14 protein-coding genes are annotated in these 17,404 nt (G+C 67.9%); 6 read left to right on the top strand and 8 right to left on the bottom strand.

Annotated elements, in window-relative coordinates; all coding sequences use genetic code 11:
• Positions 1 to 8: 8 nt before the first annotated feature.
• The 5 genes from A9X04_RS11270 to A9X04_RS11290 all read right to left on the bottom strand — a co-directional run bounded on the left by A9X04_RS11270 (position 9) and on the right by A9X04_RS11290 (position 6,058).
• Positions 9 to 1,643, bottom strand: coding sequence for a fatty acyl-AMP ligase (locus tag A9X04_RS11270; RefSeq protein WP_067920360.1), 1,635 nt, complete (start codon positions 1,641 to 1,643; stop codon positions 9 to 11).
• A gap of 326 nt (positions 1,644 to 1,969) precedes the next feature.
• Positions 1,970 to 2,926 (bottom strand): 4-(cytidine 5'-diphospho)-2-C-methyl-D-erythritol kinase, encoded by a 957-nt coding sequence (locus tag A9X04_RS11275; RefSeq protein WP_197509130.1) that lies wholly within the window; start codon positions 2,924 to 2,926, stop codon positions 1,970 to 1,972.
• Between the two features lie 66 nt (positions 2,927 to 2,992).
• The gene (rsmA, locus tag A9X04_RS11280; RefSeq protein ID WP_067920312.1) at positions 2,993 to 3,946 is read right to left on the bottom strand and encodes a 16S rRNA (adenine(1518)-N(6)/adenine(1519)-N(6))-dimethyltransferase RsmA; all 954 of its coding nucleotides are present in this window, start codon (positions 3,944 to 3,946) and stop codon (positions 2,993 to 2,995) included.
• Positions 3,910 to 5,037, bottom strand: coding sequence for a resuscitation-promoting factor (locus tag A9X04_RS11285; protein ID WP_197509131.1), 1,128 nt, complete (start codon positions 5,035 to 5,037; stop codon positions 3,910 to 3,912). Before A9X04_RS11285 ends, rsmA begins: the two co-directional genes overlap by 37 nt.
• Positions 5,038 to 5,203: 166 nt before the next feature.
• Entirely contained in the window at positions 5,204 to 6,058 is an 855-nt protein-coding gene (locus tag A9X04_RS11290) for a TatD family hydrolase (RefSeq protein WP_067920315.1), read from the bottom strand.
• A gap of 19 nt (positions 6,059 to 6,077) precedes the next feature.
• On the opposite strand from A9X04_RS11290, the gene metG reads away from it, so the two are divergent.
• The gene (gene metG, locus A9X04_RS11295; protein ID WP_067920317.1) at positions 6,078 to 7,628 is read left to right on the top strand and encodes a methionine--tRNA ligase; all 1,551 of its coding nucleotides are present in this window, start codon (positions 6,078 to 6,080) and stop codon (positions 7,626 to 7,628) included.
• Positions 7,629 to 7,781: 153 nt separating this feature from the next.
• Positions 7,782 to 8,144, top strand: a complete 363-nt coding sequence (locus A9X04_RS11300; protein WP_067920319.1) for a PAS domain S-box protein — start codon at positions 7,782 to 7,784, stop codon at positions 8,142 to 8,144.
• A gap of 76 nt (positions 8,145 to 8,220) precedes the next feature.
• Here the strand turns inward: A9X04_RS11300 and A9X04_RS11305 are convergent, their stop codons facing one another.
• From A9X04_RS11305 to A9X04_RS11315, 3 genes are all read right to left on the bottom strand, one after another.
• A complete protein-coding gene (locus tag A9X04_RS11305) occupies positions 8,221 to 10,218 on the bottom strand; it encodes a hypothetical protein (protein WP_067920321.1) in 1,998 nt (665 codons plus the stop codon).
• Between the two features lie 97 nt (positions 10,219 to 10,315).
• Positions 10,316 to 11,026 (bottom strand): TetR/AcrR family transcriptional regulator, encoded by a 711-nt coding sequence (locus tag A9X04_RS11310; RefSeq protein WP_067920323.1) that lies wholly within the window; start codon positions 11,024 to 11,026, stop codon positions 10,316 to 10,318.
• 129 nt (positions 11,027 to 11,155) lie between these two features.
• A complete protein-coding gene (locus A9X04_RS11315) occupies positions 11,156 to 11,833 on the bottom strand; it encodes a TetR/AcrR family transcriptional regulator (RefSeq protein ID WP_067920325.1) in 678 nt (225 codons plus the stop codon).
• A 694-nt stretch (positions 11,834 to 12,527) separates the two neighbouring features.
• Here A9X04_RS11315 and A9X04_RS11320 point away from each other — a divergent pair.
• The 4 genes from A9X04_RS11320 (at position 12,528) to A9X04_RS11335 (ending at position 17,397) form a co-directional block, all read left to right on the top strand.
• Positions 12,528 to 13,742 (top strand): PPE family protein, encoded by a 1,215-nt coding sequence (locus A9X04_RS11320; RefSeq protein ID WP_067920327.1) that lies wholly within the window; start codon positions 12,528 to 12,530, stop codon positions 13,740 to 13,742.
• Between the two features lie 44 nt (positions 13,743 to 13,786).
• Positions 13,787 to 14,359: a dTDP-4-dehydrorhamnose 3,5-epimerase family protein gene (locus A9X04_RS11325; protein WP_067920329.1), complete on the top strand. Its 573-nt coding sequence runs from the start codon at positions 13,787 to 13,789 to the stop codon at positions 14,357 to 14,359.
• A gap of 65 nt (positions 14,360 to 14,424) precedes the next feature.
• A complete protein-coding gene (locus tag A9X04_RS11330) occupies positions 14,425 to 15,930 on the top strand; it encodes a sugar transferase (RefSeq protein ID WP_067920365.1) in 1,506 nt (501 codons plus the stop codon).
• Positions 15,931 to 15,936: 6 nt separating this feature from the next.
• On the top strand, positions 15,937 to 17,397 hold the full coding sequence (locus tag A9X04_RS11335; protein WP_067920331.1) for an oligosaccharide flippase family protein: 1,461 nt from the start codon (positions 15,937 to 15,939) through the stop codon (positions 17,395 to 17,397).
• Positions 17,398 to 17,404: the final 7 nt, after the last annotated feature.

Genomic DNA, 17,404 nt, shown 5'->3' on the forward strand with positions numbered 1-17,404 from the left:
GGCCGCCCCTAGGTGACCAGGGTCGCGGAGTGCGACCGGCGCAGCTTGCCCGACGGTGTCTTCGGGATGGTGCCCGGCCCGAGCACCACCACGTTGCGCGGCCGCATGTCGACCTCGGCCACCACCTCGCGGGCGACCTGGTGCTCGATCCGGCGCACCTCGGCCGGGTCCTGCCAGGCGTTGGATTCGACGGCGACGGCGAAGGTCTCGCGTGAGTGGCCGGCGTCCAGGCGCACCGCCACGGCGCACCCGGGCCGCACCCCCTCGACACGGCCGGCGGCCCGCTCGATGTCGGTCGGATAGATGTTGCGGCCCGCCATGATGATGACGTCCTTGACGCGGCCGCACACCACGACGTGGCCCTCTTCGGTCATGTAGCCGAGGTCGCCCGTGTCGTACCAGCCGTTCTCGTCCTGCGCCGGGATGAAGCCGCCCATGGTCAGGTAGCCGGGCGTCAGCGACTCCCCGCGCAGTTCGATGACGCCGACGCCGCGCGGCGGCATCACGTCGCCGTTCTCGTCGATGATGCGCGCCTCGAGGTCCTGCAGCAGCGGGCCGAGCGTGGCCAGCCTGCGGGTGTTGCCCTTGGTGGCGGGCACGGCCCGGCGCAGCGCGGCCAGCAGGTCGGCGTCGACCTCGTCGACGACCAGGCCAGCGTTGCACTCCGAGAACGACACCGCCAGCGTGGTCTCGGCCATGCCGTAGGCCGGCAGGATCGCCGAGGGCCGCAGGCCGAACGGCTTACCCGCGTCGAGCAGGTCCTCGACGTCGGCGGGTTCGACCGGCTCGGCGCCCGACAGCGCGAACCGCAGGGTGGACAGGTCGAAGTCGCCGGGCTTGGCGTTGCGGCGCAGCCGCTTGGCGAGCAGCGCGTAGGCGAAGTTGGGCGCCGCGGTCATGGTGCCCTTGTACTTGTCGATGAGCTTGGCCCACAGCAGCGTGTCGCGCAGGAAGTCCATCGGCGTGACCTTGACCAGCTCCGCGCCGAAGTACATCGGGATGGTCAGGAAGCCGACCATCCCCATGTCGTGGAAGCAGGGCAGCCAGCTGACCATGACGTCCCTGTCGACGTCGTACTGCGCGCCGATGAACATCGCCTCGGCGTTGGAGTAGATGTTGCGGTGGGTGATCTGGACGGCCTTGGGAGACCCGGTGGAGCCGCTCGTCAGCTGCATCAGCGCCAGGTCGTCCTCGCCGACCTCGATGGGGTCGACCGGATCCGAGGCCAGCAGGTCGGCGACGGTGAGGACCTTGATGCCCTTCTCCTCGAGCACGGGGATGGCCACCAGGAAGGGCTCGGAGACGATGACGGCCCTGGCCTCGATCATGCCGATGACGTTCATGGTGTCTTCCGCCCACACGGCCAGGTCGGTGCGCGGGGTGGGCTGGTGCAGCATCGTCAGGCTGGCGCCGCGCATCCACAAGCCCTGCGCCGTCGGGGCGATCTCCACCGGGAAGCCGGCCAGCACACCGACCGCGTCGCCCAGCCCGATACCGGCGGCGGCCAGGCCGCCCGCGATGCGGCGGGCGCGCTCGTGGACCTCGCCCCAGGTGTGGCGGACCGGTTCGTGGGGTTCACCGGTGACCATGCCCGTCGTCGCGTTGCGGGCATTGCGGTACATCTTCTCGGTAAACCTGCTCACACAAACCTCCTCGGTTCCGGCGCTCGCCACAACGCCCGGGATCTCATATTCCGCTCCCCGGGTAACGCTTGGGAGCAGGCACGCAAACACAGTCGGGCGGCAGTTAGGTCTCGAATCGGCGATGGGTCGACGGCCAGGCATCCGGCCATCCGGTCGGCGCGAATCGAGCCCCGAAAACGCCGGTGGGCCCGAAGTATCAGTCGTCCGCCGGAAACCCCGGCGGACGACGAAAATAAGTGTTGTTGCTCAGCGCTACCCGTCACCGCGGATTATCTTAAACTCCTCTTAGGGAACAGCCCAAACGAATGCCCGATTTGGGGCGATTTTCACACTTCGGTGGGGGCGGGCACGACCCGCGCACCGGCCACCGGCCCGCTGGCGACGCGCACCGTGCGGCAGACGCCCACGCCGGACACCTCGGTGCCCACGTCGACCGCCGAGGCCGCCGAGGAGCACAGGAAGGCGCACGTCGGGCCGGAGCCGGACACGATGCCCGCCAGGGCGCCGGCCTCGACCCCGGCGCGCAGGGTGCGGCGCAGTTTGGGATTGAGGCTAACCGCGGCGGCCTGCATCTCGTTGCCCAGCAAGGACGCCAGCTGGTCGGCGTCGCCCGCGGCCAGCGCCGCCAACACCGGTCCGGGCCCGGCAAGCCGCGGCGGGTGCCCCGCCTCCCGCAGCCGGTCCAGCTCGGCGAACACCGCCGGCGTGAGCAGCTCGCCGTCGGCGAACGCCAGCACCCAGTGGAAGGTGTTCCGGGACAACACCGTGGCCAGTTCCTCGCCGCGGCCGGTCCCCAGCGCGGTGCCGCCGTGCAGCGCGAAGGGCACGTCGCTACCCAACCGTGCGGCGAGCATCCGCAGGTCGCGGCGGGGCACATTGAGCTCCCACAGCGAGTTCATGGCGACCAGCACGGCCGCCGCGTCGGCGCTACCGCCGGCCATCCCACCGGCCACCGGGATGGATTTGTCGATCATGATCGAGACGTCGGGCGCCCGGCCCACGTGCTCGGCCATGAGTTCGGCGGCCTGCCAGGCGAGGTTGCGCTCGTCGGTCGGCAGTTTGTCGGCGCCCTCCCCGACGACCTCGAGGGAGAGCACGTCGGCGTTGCGGACCGTCACCTCATCGAGCAGGGAGACGGCCTGGAAAACGGTCGTCAGCTCGTGGTAGCCGTCCTCGCGGCGGTCGCCGACCTCCAGATACAGGTTGACCTTCCCGGGCACCCGGACGGTGACCGACCCGGTGGGCACCCACTGGGCGGCGGTGTTGCCGTCAGTCATCGTCACCCACCGCAGCAGACTATCGCTGCGACCGGCCGACTACACGCATTCGCCACCCGGAAGAAGCCGCAGTCAGCTCGGGGACGGCTGCTGTTCGGCCGCGGGCGGGCCGGGCGCGGGCGCGGTGCCGGAAGATTCGGTCGATCGCCGCAACAGCCGCACGAAGTCGTCGATCGACAGCGTCTCGCCGCGGCGGGCCGGGTCGATGCTGGCGGCCAGCAGCCGGTTCGCCGACTCGTTGCCCGAGCCGGCCCACTCCGCGAACGCGTTGCGAACGGTCTTGCGCCGCTGCGCGAACGCGATGTCCACCAACTGGAACACCTGGCGCCGGAAGGCTTCGTCGGTCGGCCACTGCGCAGTGGCGTAGCGGTCGATGCGAACCAGTCCCGAGTACACGCGGGGAATCGGCCAGAAGACCGTCGGCGACACCATGCCACACCGCCGAACCGTTCCGAAGAAGCGGACCTTGACGCTGGGCACGCCGTAGTCCTTGCCGCCAGGCTCGGCGGCCAGGCGTTCGGCCACCTCCGCCTGCACCATCACCGTCACGGTCCGGATGGACGGGAACCCGGCGAGCAGGTGCAGCAGCGCCGGGACCGCCACGTTGTACGGCAGGTTGGCGACGACCGCGTTGGGCGCGGCGGCCAGCTCGTCGGGCCGCAGGGTCAACACGTCACGGTTGAGCACGGTCAGCCGCTGGATCTCGCTGTTCGAGTGCTCGGTGACGGTCTGCGGCAGGCGATCGGCCAGCACCGGGTCGATTTCGACGGCGGTGACGGTGGCGCCGCGGTCGAGCAAGGCCAGCGTCAGCGAGCCCAGGCCGGGGCCGACCTCGAGGACGTGGTCGGCCCGGCCGACCCCGGAGGTCGAGACGATCCGGCGGACCGTGTTGGCGTCGTGGACGAAGTTCTGACCGAGGGATTTCCGGGGCCGAAAATCAAGTTCTTTGGCAAGCCGCCTGATCTCGGTGCGACCGAGCAGCCGGATGGTCAGTTCGCACCAGCTCTTCCGCTGCACACCGGCCAGGCGCCCCAGCCCTGGCGCTGGCGGGTCACCTCGGCGACCGCGATCTGTTCTTCTCGTGTGGCCAGGTCCGCGCGCGAGGCGAAGCGCAGCCCGCCGTTGCGCTCCCAGGTGCCCTGGTCGAACTGCACGCCGCCGTAGTAGCCGTTGCCGGTGTTGATCGCCCAGTTTCCGCCGGCCTCGCAGCCCGCGATCGCGTCCCAGATGGATCCGTTGGTCACCGGTGGGACATCGGTGCCGGGCCTGGTGCCCACCCGCACCACCGCCTCACGGGCCGGGGTGATCACCGTGTTGGCGATCGGCAACCGCCCGGTCTCGACGCCGTTGACGGTGGCCACCGCGAAGGTGACGTCCTGGGTGCCCGGGGCGCCCGGGTCTTCGACCACCTGGCGGCTCATGTTCATGTCCGGGTCCTCGACCCGGCGGGCGTTCGGCGGCAACGGCATCCGCTCGGTGACCCGCTGGATCCGGTTACGGGTCACCTGGATCTCCATGCCGTCGACGATGGGCGACGACGCGCTCGGCACCGCCTGATCGCCCTCGAGCAGGGGCGCGCCGGCGGCGCTCAGCAGCCCCGCGACATTCGGTGCGGGCAGGTGGACCGTGCGGGTCGCGCCGCCGTCGTTGATGCGGACGGTCTTCGCGCTGACGACGGGCAGGGCCATTCCGGCCAGCGGGACCCGGCTGCCGCGGGAGGCCGCGGCCGGGGCGGTGTCGGTCATGGCGAGTTGGGCCAGGGCCTCGTCGACGGTCGACGCCGTCGTCCACACCTGCTTGGTGTCGCGGCCGTCCAGCGAGATCTGCAACGGCCGGCTGCGGCGCAACACGATGTTGGCGGCGTCGTGCACCTTGACGTCTCCGGCGGGGTACAGGTCGTCACGTTCGTCGACGGGGAAGCCGTTCTCCTGCACGATGTCGATCACCCGCGACTTCATCGTCGTGACCCGCATGGCGATTCCGTCGACGGTCAGCGTCACCGTCTTGCACGCGGAGACCGCGAATCCGCCGGCGAACGCCAGGACTACGAGCAGCCCTCCGACGACAAGCCGCAACATCGGCGACGGGGTCTGATGAAGTTTTGTTAATACAGTCAACGTGCGTCTATCCCGACCACAGCAAGCACTCCAACGACCTAATCAGCACCAAACGACAAATTAGGGCCCGGAGGCCCCACCCTTTCGATCACAAGACGGTAACGAACCGGCCAATGTTGAGCAACTCCTGCGCGACTTTGTTACCGCGATCGCGCCGGTCCGCGGGTCAACCGCGAGGCAGTCCGTAGATCCGGCGGGCGTTGTTCGTGAAGGCCAGCGCCAGCTCTTCGGCCGGACGACCTACCAGTTCAGCGACCGCCCGCACAGTATAAGGAAGGCAGTACGGCTCGTTGGGCGACCCGCGGTAGGGATGCGGCGTCAAGAAGGGCGCATCGGTCTCCACCAGAAGCTGCTGCAGGGGTATCAACGGAATGGCGTCCCGCAGCTCGCGGGCGTTGCGGAAACTCGCCGTCCCGGACAGGCTGAGCAGCCACCCGGCGTCCACGCATCGCCGGGCCATCGCGGCGCCCGACGAGAAGCAGTGGAAGATCACCGCGTCGGGGGCGCCCTCGGCGGCCAACACGTCGAGCACCTCGAGATCGGCCTCGCGGTTGTGGATCATCAGCGGTTTTCCGCACCGCTTTGCCAGGTCGATATGCCAGGCGAAGGCGTCGCGCTGCGTGCCCGGCTGCGCGCACCCGTCGAGGCGGCCGGGCCAATACAGGTCCAGCCCGGTCTCGCCGACGGCCACCACCCGCGGATGCGCCGCCAGTCGCTCGATCTCGGTACGCGCGTCGTCGTCCAACGCGTCGGCGCGGGTCGGATGCAGTCCCACCGCGGCGTACACCCGCGGATCCCATTCGGCGGCTCGCGTCACCCAGCGCGCCGAATCCAGGTCGTCGGCGATGGTGACCACCGCGCCCACCCCGACCGCCGCGGCGCGGTCCACGATGGCGCGCACGTCCCCGGCGTCTCGCGCGCCGCAGGCGTCGAGGTGGGTGTGGGCGTCGATGAGGGGCGCCAGCGGTTCAGGCGCGGGCGGCGCTTCTCGTTCACCAGAGCGGTTGGAACTCACGGCCACACAATAGGGTGGACTCTCGATGAGGCCCTACTACGTCACCACGGCGATCACGTACCCCAACGGTGATCCGCACGTCGGGCATGCCTACGAGTACATCGCCACCGACGCCATCGCCCGGTTCAAGCGGCTGGACGGGTTCGACGTGCGATTCCTGACCGGGACCGACGAGCATGGCCTCAAGATGGTCGAGACGGCCGCGGCCGAGGGCATTCCCACCGCGGAGCTGGCGCGGCGCAACTCCGACGCGTTCCAGCGCCTGCAGGAGCGGCTGAACATCTCGTTCGACCGGTTCATCCGCACCACCGACCCGGACCACCACGAGGCCTCCAAGGCGATCTGGCGGCGGATGCAGGCCGCCGGGGACATTTACCTGGACACCTACTCGGGCTGGTATTCGGTGCGCGACGAGCGGTTCTTCGTCGAATCCGAGACCGCGATCGTCGACGGCACCCGGATCGCCGTCGAAACCGGCACCCCGGTGACGTGGACCGAGGAGCAGACCTATTTCTTCCGGCTGTCGGCGTATGCCGACAAGCTGCTGGCCCACTACGACGCCAACCCCGATTTCATCGGGCCCGAGGCGCGCCGCAACGAAGTCGTCAGCTTCGTCTCCGGCGGCCTGCGGGACCTGTCGATCTCGCGCACCTCCTTCGACTGGGGGGTGAAGGTGCCCGAACATCCCGATCACGTCATGTACGTCTGGGTCGACGCACTGACCAATTACCTGACCGGCGTCGGCTATCCGGACACCGAATCCGAGCTGTTCCGCCGTTACTGGCCGGCGGACTTGCACATGATCGGCAAGGACATCATCCGGTTCCATACGGTGTACTGGCCGGCATTTCTGATGTCAGCCGGGATCGAATTGCCGCGCCGGGTTTTCGCGCACGGCTTTCTCCTCAACCGCGGCCAGAAGATGAGCAAGTCGGTGGGCAACATCGTCGACCCGGTCGCCCTTATCGACACTTTCGGCGTGGACCAGCTCCGCTACTTCCTGTTGCGGGAGGTGCCGTTCGGTCAGGACGGCAGCTACACCGAAGACGCGATCGTCACCCGGATCAACTCCGACCTGGCCAACGAGCTCGGCAACTTGGCCCAGCGGTCGTTGTCCATGGTGGCCAAGAACCTCGGTGGGGTCGTCCCCGAACCGGGCGAGCTGACCGCCGCGGACGCGGACCTGCTGGCAACCGCCGACGGGTTGCTGGAGCGGGTGCGCGCCAGCTTCGACGGGCAGGCCATGCATCTGGCGTTGGAGGCGATCTGGCTGATGCTCGGCGAGGCCAACAAATACTTCTCGGCCCAGCAGCCGTGGGTGTTGCGCAAGAGCGAGCCAGAGGCGGATCAACTCCGGTTCCGGACCGTGCTGTACACCACCTGCGAGGCGGTCCGCATCGCGGCTCTGCTCGTCCAGCCGGTGATGCCCGACTCCGCCGGCAAGCTGCTCGACCTGCTCGGGCAGCCGGCGGACCGGCGGGCGTTCGACGCCGTCGGCGCGCGCCTGGCCCCGGGCACGAAACTGCCGCCGCCCACGGGCGTGTTCCCCCGTTACCAGCTTCCCGAAGGCGGGTGAGCGGCCCCGGACACCGAAACGTGGTGGCCGGAAAAGAGGTGGCGCGCGGACCGGCGCATCCGCATCTGCGCAAAGGCCTCGTGTATAGCCTATGTTATGCGCCATAATCGGCCGGTGGAGCGACGACGTAATCGGCAGCACGCTGACTCGCCGATGACGGCCTTGAAGCAGTTGCCGGCATTGGTTGTGCTAGAGCGGATCCCGATCCCCGTGCTGGCCATCGAGAACGACGGCCGCATCCTGTTTTCTAACGCCGCGTTCGCCGAGATGATGGGTTACGAGCCGGAGGAGGTGTTGTCGCTCCGGTTCCACCAGATCTTCCATCACGCACCGGACTCGGATTCGTTGTTATCGGTCGTTCACTCGCTGGCCAACATGGTCGTCGAGTTGGCCCACAAGGACGGCTCGGTGGTGCGCGCCCTGATGAGCAAGTCGGCGGCGATGCGGGCCGACGATCAGTTCGTCCTCGCGGCTTTCCAGGACCTGACCGAGCAGTTGTGGAAGGAAGACCGCTAGCCGCGTCGAGCAGGTGCCGGCGGACCGGCGGCGAACTTCTTGACGGCCGCACGCCCGGTCCGTGACAGCGATAAAGCTAACGGCGCCGCCGTAATTCGCGCCTGGTGCGCCACAAGATCACCCCGCCGCCGACGATGGCGACGGCGATCCAGCCTGCGCCGAACCACCACAGCCAGCCGAGGTCGGAGTGGCCCTGCGATGCCGCGGCCGGACCCGCCGCTGGGGTGTGCTCGACGGTCACCGGATCCTGCCCCCCAGGTGCGGACACCACCGCGACGCCGTTGAGCCGTTGCCAGCGTTTGTTATCGCCGTTCAGCCACCGGAGCAACTCGTCGAGCTGCGCGGGCGCCCCATTGGACGTCGCCACCAACAGCGACCTGCCCCGGTTGAAAACCGTTTGGAGAGAGGCGAACCGGAGATCGGGGTCCAGCGTGATCTTGGCGGGCTTGCCGTCGGATTGGACGGCGTTGACGGTGATCGGCCCGCTGGGCCCCGCGGACACGGGGAGCGCGACGTTGGAGTGATTCCATCCGTCGGCGGCGATGACGATCGCCGGGTCCGACGAGTCGATCGCCTGTTGCACACTCGTAACGGTGGTGTAGAGCGGTACGGAGCTGATGCGCTGCAGGCCGACCACGAGGCTGATCGCACGCACCGTGTCGCTCATCGAGTGGGCCTCGATGCCCACCTGCGTCCGGGGCATCAACGACTGCGGCATCGATTGAAAGCCGTCCGGCACCGGCGGGGCGGCGGGGCTGCTCTGGATTGTGCTGTCGCCGTTGATGTTCAAGGTGAGGAGCTGGCTTCCTGGCCCGGCGGTGTAGAAGTCACCGCAATGCCCGGTGTTGGCCGCGACATCGAGAACGAGGTCAAGGCTGGTGTAGCGCTGCAGGAGTCGGTCCGGCACGTCGATCCAGCGGTCGATGGTGCCGTGGCCGTCGGTGGGCCAGTGATCGATGGTTTCGGGGCCGATGGTCACGGCGATCTGTCCGCCGATATTCCCCGGGGTCGGAGTGTAGGAGCCCAGAATATGCACGCGCACGTCGTGCACGGATCTGGCGAATCGGGTCTGGTCGACTCCGATCGACACCCGCGGTTGCAGCGACGTGGAGTTGAGAACGGGCTGCGCCAGCTCGCGCAACGTAACGGTGTTCCCGGGCTGCTGCATGCTGGGTTTGAGTTGTTCCACCGCCGCCTTGGAGGACAGGGCGAGCTGCGACACGTCATTGAACAGCACCGCCGTGTTCGATTCGTCGGACTGACCGAGCGGGCCCGACATCAGCAGCCACGGCACGCCGGCCGCACCCTGCAGGGAAAGTCCGTTGTCGGGGCCCTCTTTGACGACGATCTGACGTTCCAGTGGTTGCGGCGGCGTCGGCGGCGCGGCCTGCCCTTCGGCCAACGGGATCACGGCTATCTCGGGGGTCTGCCTACCGTAGTGCGCGGCGGCGGAGGCGGCCAGTTGGATCGCCGTGTCGGACTCGTTGGGCGACGGCGACTGCGGCAGGTAGATGGAAAGCTTTCGGAGCACCGGCGGCAGGAAGTGCGCCACCGTGGTGGGCGGCAGTTCGACCCCGGTGTAGGTGACCGTGCCGTTGGTCAGGCGCAGCGGGCTCCACGGGTACAGGCAGTAGCCCTCCAATGGCACCAGGTACGAACGCAGCGTCACCGTCAGCCACTTGTCGTTGACTTCCGCGCCCGCCAGGGGGATGACGATCGGCGCCTGGTCACCGGAGGGCAGATTCAGCCGGGCGAGGGTGCGCTCTCCCTGCGTCACCGTGAGCGACCCGGACCGCAGATTGATCGGCATTTCGACGGTGGCGTTCAGTGCCGTCGGTGTCAGCCCGTGCAGCACCGGCACCGTCAGCTGTTGGGTGCTCGTCACCCCCCAGAACTCCAAAGTCGGGGTCGACCCGATGTCGGTCAGCGACAGGGTCGGCGAGTCCGCCGTCGTGGTCGGGTCGCCGGGCGCGCCCCAGGACGCGGGTGCGCTCAGCACCAAAAATCCGGACACGACGGCCAGCGCCACCACCTTGCCCAGACGTCTCGGGTACATCACCGGAACAGTATGCATTGTCGAAAGCGCGTCAACCCCGGTTATCCGGTCACCGTCTCGACGACCGCGAAAAAGCGTGCAGCACTTCCGGCCCGAACGTGGGCGCCGCCGGAGCCTAACCGATCAGGGGCTCCGTGTCGGCGTCCGCACGGGGTAGCACACCCGGGGCGTGGCGCATGACTTCGCGACCAAGGTATTGCCGGAAATAGGGAAGCGACGACTCGGTGACGGTGCCGGGCAGCAGCAGTTCCAAGATCTGACGCAGGCGTCCGGCGATGTCACCCGTGACGGCCCCGTCAGGGTCGCGGCGAGCTATCGCATTGGATACCAACCGCGTTCCGAACATGGATCCCACGAGGAACTCGGACAGCACTTCGGGGTCGACGTCTTTCCGTAGGTCGCCCTCGCTGACCGCTCGCCGGGCCTGCTCTTCGATCATCGCCGCCAGGCCCGCATAGAAGCTTGCGGCGGCCTCGTTCAATCCGCTTAAGGCAGAGGCCAATTGCTCGGCCGTGCGAACCGTCTTGTCCGAGTTCAGCACTTCGACGATGGTGAAGGCGCCGTGTAGCAGGTTCTCCAGCCCGGGCGAGGACGGCCCGCATACGTTGCGGAACGCGGTGAGAAGCGTGTCGGAGCCTTCCTCGAGGATGTCCGACGCCAACGACTCCTTCGAATCGAAGTGGTGATAGAGGGCGCCCTTGGTCATCCCCGTACGCTCGATGATCGCGCCCCACCCCGCGGCGGCATAGCCGACTTCGCCGAAAACCTCTATCGCGGCATCGATAATCTTGCGCCGAGTCGCCTCGGATCGGATCTGACGCGCCACTGTCTCTGCACCTCCGGAGTCACGTCGGATGCGCGGAGCCGCTGGTCTGGCCTCACATCGACCACCAAGACGTCCCAGGTTAGCAGCCGGGGCGACGGCGGGCGGGCGATGTGGTCAGCCCCACTACGGTCACCGCGCATCCCCCTCGGTCGAACTGGCGTTGACGGCCAGCGCCGCACGCCGCCTTAGGAATTGGCGGAAGTAATCGGCGCGATCGGCTTGCAGGATGCCCCCCAGGACGAGCACCCAGCATCTCTCGAGGTCGAGCAGGAATCTTTCCGGCTCGTCGAGATTACTGGTCTTGCGCAGCCCCATGTGCAGGGACACCATCAACCGTCCCACGTCGCGGGGATCGCACTGGTCGTCGATGTCGCCCTCGTCGATGGCCTGCTGAACCACGTCCGACAAGGCGTCCACCCATCCGTTCATCAACGTGTCCCGCAGTCCCGCGGACGACCCGACCGACTCGATCAGATTCAGGCCGGCCCTGACCAGGTCGGTCTTGATGTCTTGAACGGCGATCAGATACGAGAAGTCGATGAGGGTTTCCAGACCCGAGAGGCCCCTGGTCAGCAGGTCACCCACGGCGACGGTAGCCGCGGCGATCTGCTTGTCGATGAGCTCCGCCGCAAGCGCGTGTTTCGACTTGAAGTGGAAGTACATCGCGCCTTTGGTCAGCTGAGCCTCGGCGAGAATGTCATCGAGACCGACGTCGTGGTACGGCCGGCGCGCGAACTGATGCGAGGCGGCCCGCAGAATCTGTCGCCGCGTCGCATCGGCGCGTCCATCGCTCGAATGGGTCGTCATCGGAATTCTCGTCCGCCCGGACGGTCGCGACCGGGGCGCGGCGGCGCGAACCCGGCGGTGCTGCCGGGCCCTCCGACGACGCCGCAAATGTCGCGGGCAATCGTGCCGGGGGTGGCAACCCGGACCTGGTCGATCGCCATCAGGTTGATGAGCAGGGCATACACCTCGGTTCTCAGGCGGTCTGAATCGACACCGACCGGCCACCCCCGGGCGGTTCGTGGGCCAGGTCCGAGGTTAGCAGCCGAAGGTTCCCGCTTGAGGCGTGGTAAATACCAGTAGTGCAGATCACAAAGTCTTTACAGACCAGAAGTATGTTTCTTGCGCTATTATCAGGGAGTCAGTTTGTACGGCGACCTGCCCAAACCCAACACTTATGCGTTTGAGCAGCAAATACATCCCGATTCCGGGCCACCCGTAGGGCGTAAGGAGCAGCACATGCCGGTCGTGACCACCAGCCCACGCGGGCTGGCGGCGCCAGCAGGTCGCACGCCCGATAGGGGACCAAGTGCCCTCCGTGTCGCATGCGAAATACCCTTTGGGACCATACGAGGCACGATACATACTTTCGGTATGTCACAGTTCGGATCGCCTGCGTTGGAGTATGTCGCGGCCCCCGCACGTCCGCACGCCTCCCGCCGAGTCGGCGGGTGGTCGCATGCGGCGTTGCGGACCGCAGTCGAGGCCGGGGCCTGACGTGATTGATTTCGGTGCCTTTCCGCCGGAGTTCAACTCCGCGCGGATGTATGCCGGCCCCGGGCCGGTTTCACTGGTGGCCGCGGCCGTGGCGTGGGACGGCCTCGCCGCCGAATTGCATTCCGCCGCAAGCTGTTACCGGTCAGTGATCGCGGGCCTGACGACCGGGCGCTGGATGGGCCCGTCGTCGCTGGCCATGGCGTCCGCCTTCGCCCCCTACATGGCGTGGATGGCCGGGGCGGCGGCGCGCGCGGCGGAGGCGGCCGGCCAGGCCAGGCTCGCCGTCGAGGTGTACGAAGCCGCCTTCGCGATGACCGTTCCCCCGCCGGCCGTCGCCGCCAACCGCGTGCAGCTCGCGACGCTGGTCGCCACGAACTTCTTCGGCCAGAACGCGGCGGCGATCGCGGCCACCGAGGCCGAATACGGGGAGATGTGGGCGCAGGACGCCGCGGCGATGTACGAGTACGCCGCGGGTTCGGCAATCGCGTGCGAAATGACCCCGTTCACCCCGGCGCCCAACGTCACCGACCCCGCAGGTGTGGTCAGCCAGAGCAGCGCGGTCACCCAGGCCGAAACGTTGGCGGCGACGCATACCTCGCTGTCGCACGTGATGTCCACGGTGCCCAACACCCTGCAGGGGCTTTCGTCGCCGATGACCAGCGGGACGGTGACTCTGACCGACGCGGGTACCAGTGCCGGCAGCGCGGCCGGCACGGCGACCACCTCGGCCGGTTCGTCGCTGATGAACAGCCTCGCCTCCAGCTTGCCGAGCGCGCTTCCCACCTACTTCATGGCGGGCGCGACCCCGCTGTACGGGATGTCCTCCATCCTCGGCATGGCCCAGACCGCCCAGGGCTTGGCGAACGGGGCGATGCAGGCCGCGGGCACCGCTGACGCGGGGGCCGCGAGCGCGGCGAGCACCGGCGCCGGGGCGCTCGGATCCCTCGGATCGCTCGGATCGGGTGTCGTCGGCAGCCTCGGCAGCGCGGCCTCGCTGGGCCCGCTGGCGGTGCCGGCGAGCTGGACCAGCGTGATACCGGCAGCACACAGCGCCGCTTCCGCGTTGCCGACCATCAGCCTCGCCGGCGCCAACACGCCGCCCAGCATCATGGGCTCGCTGCCGCGCCTGGCCGCCGCGTCGGGCAAGAACCTCGGCCCCCGGTACGGCGTCATCCCGACCGTGATGACGCGGCCGCCCTCCGGTGGATACGCGTAGGCCATGACTCGACCGAAGACGACCCGTTACCCAAGGAGCGGTGAATGAAGTACACGCCCACCCAGATCGCCGGCGTGACGATCATTGACCTCGAACCGCAACGTGACCATCGCGGCTTCTCTTCGCGTTCCTTTTGCGCCGACGAATTCGCCAGCCGCGGGCTGAGTTTCGACGTCACCCACACGAACATCTACTTCAATTACACCCGCGGCACCGTGCGGGGCATGCACCACCGGGTGCCGCCGTACGCTCAGACCCAGGTGGTCCGCTGCACCCGCGGCGCGATCGCCGCCGTTGCGGTCGACATCCGCCCCGGGTCGCAGAGCTACGGCGACCACGTCATGGTCGAGTTGAGCGCGGACAACTACCGGGCGCTGTTCCTGCCGCCGTTCGTCGCCCACGGGTTTCAAACGCTGATCGACAACACGGAAGTCAGCTATCAGGTCAGCGGGGAGCCCGCAGCGTCCGACGCCCAGGGATTCCACTGGAACGACCCAGAATTCGGGATCGTGTGGCCGCTGCCGGTCACCGTCATCTCCGAGCAGGATGCCAGTTGGCCGTCGCGAACGCCGACCTTCGCTTCGATCGAGAGTGCAGCGTCATGTCTAACCCGTTGATGACCCAGGAATTGGTGGACGTCGTGCACGCCGAACCCGGCCCGACCAAGCGGAAACCGGCCGGCATCACCTCGTTGCCCAACCGCCGGTCCGGCGCCCTGCCGGCCACCGCGGCCACGGCGCCCTCCCCCGGCGGTAACGTCATCCGGCGTTGGCAGCACCAGTATTCGCACCACCTGCGCATCAGCGACACGGTGATCGTGTGCGCATCGGTACTGCTGGCGCAGTACGTCCGATTCGGCGAAATCGCCAACACCTCGGGTTACTCGGACGTCGCGATGACGATGCTGTCGTTCCTCTTCGCGGCGCTGTGGCTGTCGTCGCTGGCGGTATTCCAAACGCGCTCACCGCGAGTCATCGGCGCAGGCATCGACGAGTACCGCCGGATCGGCAGCGCATCGTTCTGGACGTTCGGAATCATCGCGATGGTGACCTTGCTCGCCAAGGTGGACCTGGCCCGCGGATATCTGGCGATCGCGCTCCCCGTCGGAACCATGGGCCTGCTGGGGAGCCGCAGCCTGTGGCGCAAGCACATCCGGCAGCTGCGCGCGAACGGCCTGTGCCAGACGACGGTGCTGGCGATCGGGGACCGGAAGGCGGTTTCCCACCTCGCCCACGAACTGTCCCGCAACCCCCTGGACGGATATCTCGTGGTGGGCGTTTGCATCCCGGGCTACGGGCCACCGCGCGGCAACACCATCACCCTCGGCGGCCGCGCAGTGCCGATCCTCGGTGACGTCTCCCACGCGGTGGCCGCCATTCAAACCTGTGGCGCCGATACGGTGGCGGTCACGCAGACCGATCACTTCGGGATGCACGGGATCCGGGAGCTGATGTGGCAGCTGGAGACGATGGACGTCGACGTCGTGGTCTCGCCGGGCGTGATGGACGTCGCGGAAGCCCGCCTGACCCTGCGCCCCACCGCGGGGATGCCGCTGCTGCACGTCGAGAAGCCGCAATACGAAGGCACGCAACGCTTTCAGAAGCAGGTGTTCGACTTCTTGTTCTCGCTGGCGGCCCTGGTCGCGACGGCGCCCATCCTCGTCGCGGCCGCCGTCGCGGTCAAGCTCACCAGCAAGGGCCCGGTGTTCTACCCATCCGAGCGGATCGGCATCGACGGCAAGCCCTTCCGGATGCTGAAGTTCCGGACCATGGTCGACGGTGCCGACACCCAAATCGAGCACCTGTTGGCGCTGAACGAAAGCGCCGGCGGCGTGCTGTTCAAGATGCGCGAGGACCCACGGGTCACTCCCGTGGGGAGGATTCTGCGCAGGTTCAGCATCGACGAGCTGCCCCAGTTCATCAACGTGCTCAAGGGTGACATGAGCGTGGTCGGCCCACGCCCCCCGCTGCGCCGGGAGGTCGAAAACTACGACGGCGACGTCAAGCGGCGACTGCTGGTGAAACCGGGAGTCAGCGGGCTGTGGCAAGTGAGCGGCCGATCGGACCTCTCGTGGGAAGAGTCGGTGCGGTTGGACCTGTCCTACGTCGACAACTGGTCGATGTCGGGTGATCTCATGATCATCGCCAAGACGGTTAAGGCCGTTCTCACCAGTCACGGCGCATACTAGGGAGTCATGACTGAGCCGACGACGCCCGAGGCGGTCGTCCCGTCGGTGCCGCTCTCCCGGATGGCTCACGCCTTTTCGATCCAACTGATCTGCCGCGCACTGGGAATGCTGGCCTCGGTGGTCTCCGTGGCGATGACCGCGCGCTACCTGGGTCCCGGTCGCTACGGCCAGCTCTCCATCGCGGTCGCGTTCGTGGGAATGTGGAACAGCTTCGCCGATCTCGGGGTCGCCACCGTGATCGTCCGCCGCGTCACCTCCGGCCGCGGCGACCTCGAACGACTGGTGCGCGTCAACAGCGGACTGGCCCTGATCTACTGCGTCCCGCTCGCGGCGCTGGCGGCCGGCTCGGGGTTGCTCGTCTATCACGACTACGACGTGCGGGTCATGCTGGTGGTGCTGTCCGGGGGCCTGTTACTGCAGACCATGACGACCCGCTTCGAGCCGGTGTTTCTGGCCACCGTGCGGTTCTCCGCGGTGGCCATCTCCGACGTCACGGCCCGCACGGCCACGCTGGGGATGGTCGCGGTCCTGGTCTCGGCGCACTCGAACGTCATCTGGTTCGCGGTGGCACAGCTCATTCCGCCCGCCGTGCAGCTGGTGATCCAGGGCGCCGCGGCGATGCGGCACATCTCGGTGCGCCCGGTGTTCGCGCTGCGCGAGGCCGCCGATCTGTTGCGGGAAACCCTGCCCCTGATCGGATTCCTGGTCGTCGGAATCCTTTACACCCGCGCCGACGGGGTGATCCTGTCCCTGCTCAACACCCACTCCGAGGTGGGCGTGTACGGGCTGGCCTTGACGATCGCGTTCAACACCATCGTGGTGTCACTGGTGTTCCTCAAGGCGACGCTGTCGACGGGCACCGAACTGTACGCGCGCGACGTGGCGGCGTTCGCCGCCTTCCTGCGCCGCAGCGTCGAGCTCATGTACTTCGCGGCGGTCCCCGTCGCGGTGGTCGGCGCGCTGCTGGCCGGACCGTTGATCGCGCTCTTCGGCGATAAGGCGTTCGTCGCACGCGGAACGCCGACGCTGGCGCTGCTGTTCGTCGCCGCGGCGCTGCGCTTCGTCGGTGGCACCCTCGGCCAGGGGCTCGTCGCCAGCCACCACCAGAACGTTCTGCTGTGGCTGACGGTCGCCACACTGGTGGTCAACGTGACGCTGAATCTGGTCCTCGACGGCCGCCTCGGCGCCGTCGGGCCCGGTATTGCCCTGGTGTGTACGGAATTCTTCAACATGCTGTTCAGCAGCTGGTGGCTGCACCGCCGGTGCAGTTACCGTACGCCGGTGACGTTCTTGCTGCGGGTGCTGATCCCGACGGCCGCGAGTGTCGCCGTGACACTGCTGCTCGCGGGTCAGCACGTCGTGCTCATTCTCCTGGCCGCCGCCGCGGCTTATCTGGCCACCAGCGCCGCGGTCGGCCCGCTCAAATGGTCGTCGTTGGCCGCGCTGCGCAGCAAGCAGCTGGCGTGATCGGTCG

Source organism: Mycobacterium sp. E3247 (assembly GCF_001667785.1).
Lineage (GTDB): Bacteria > Actinomycetota > Actinomycetes > Mycobacteriales > Mycobacteriaceae > Mycobacterium.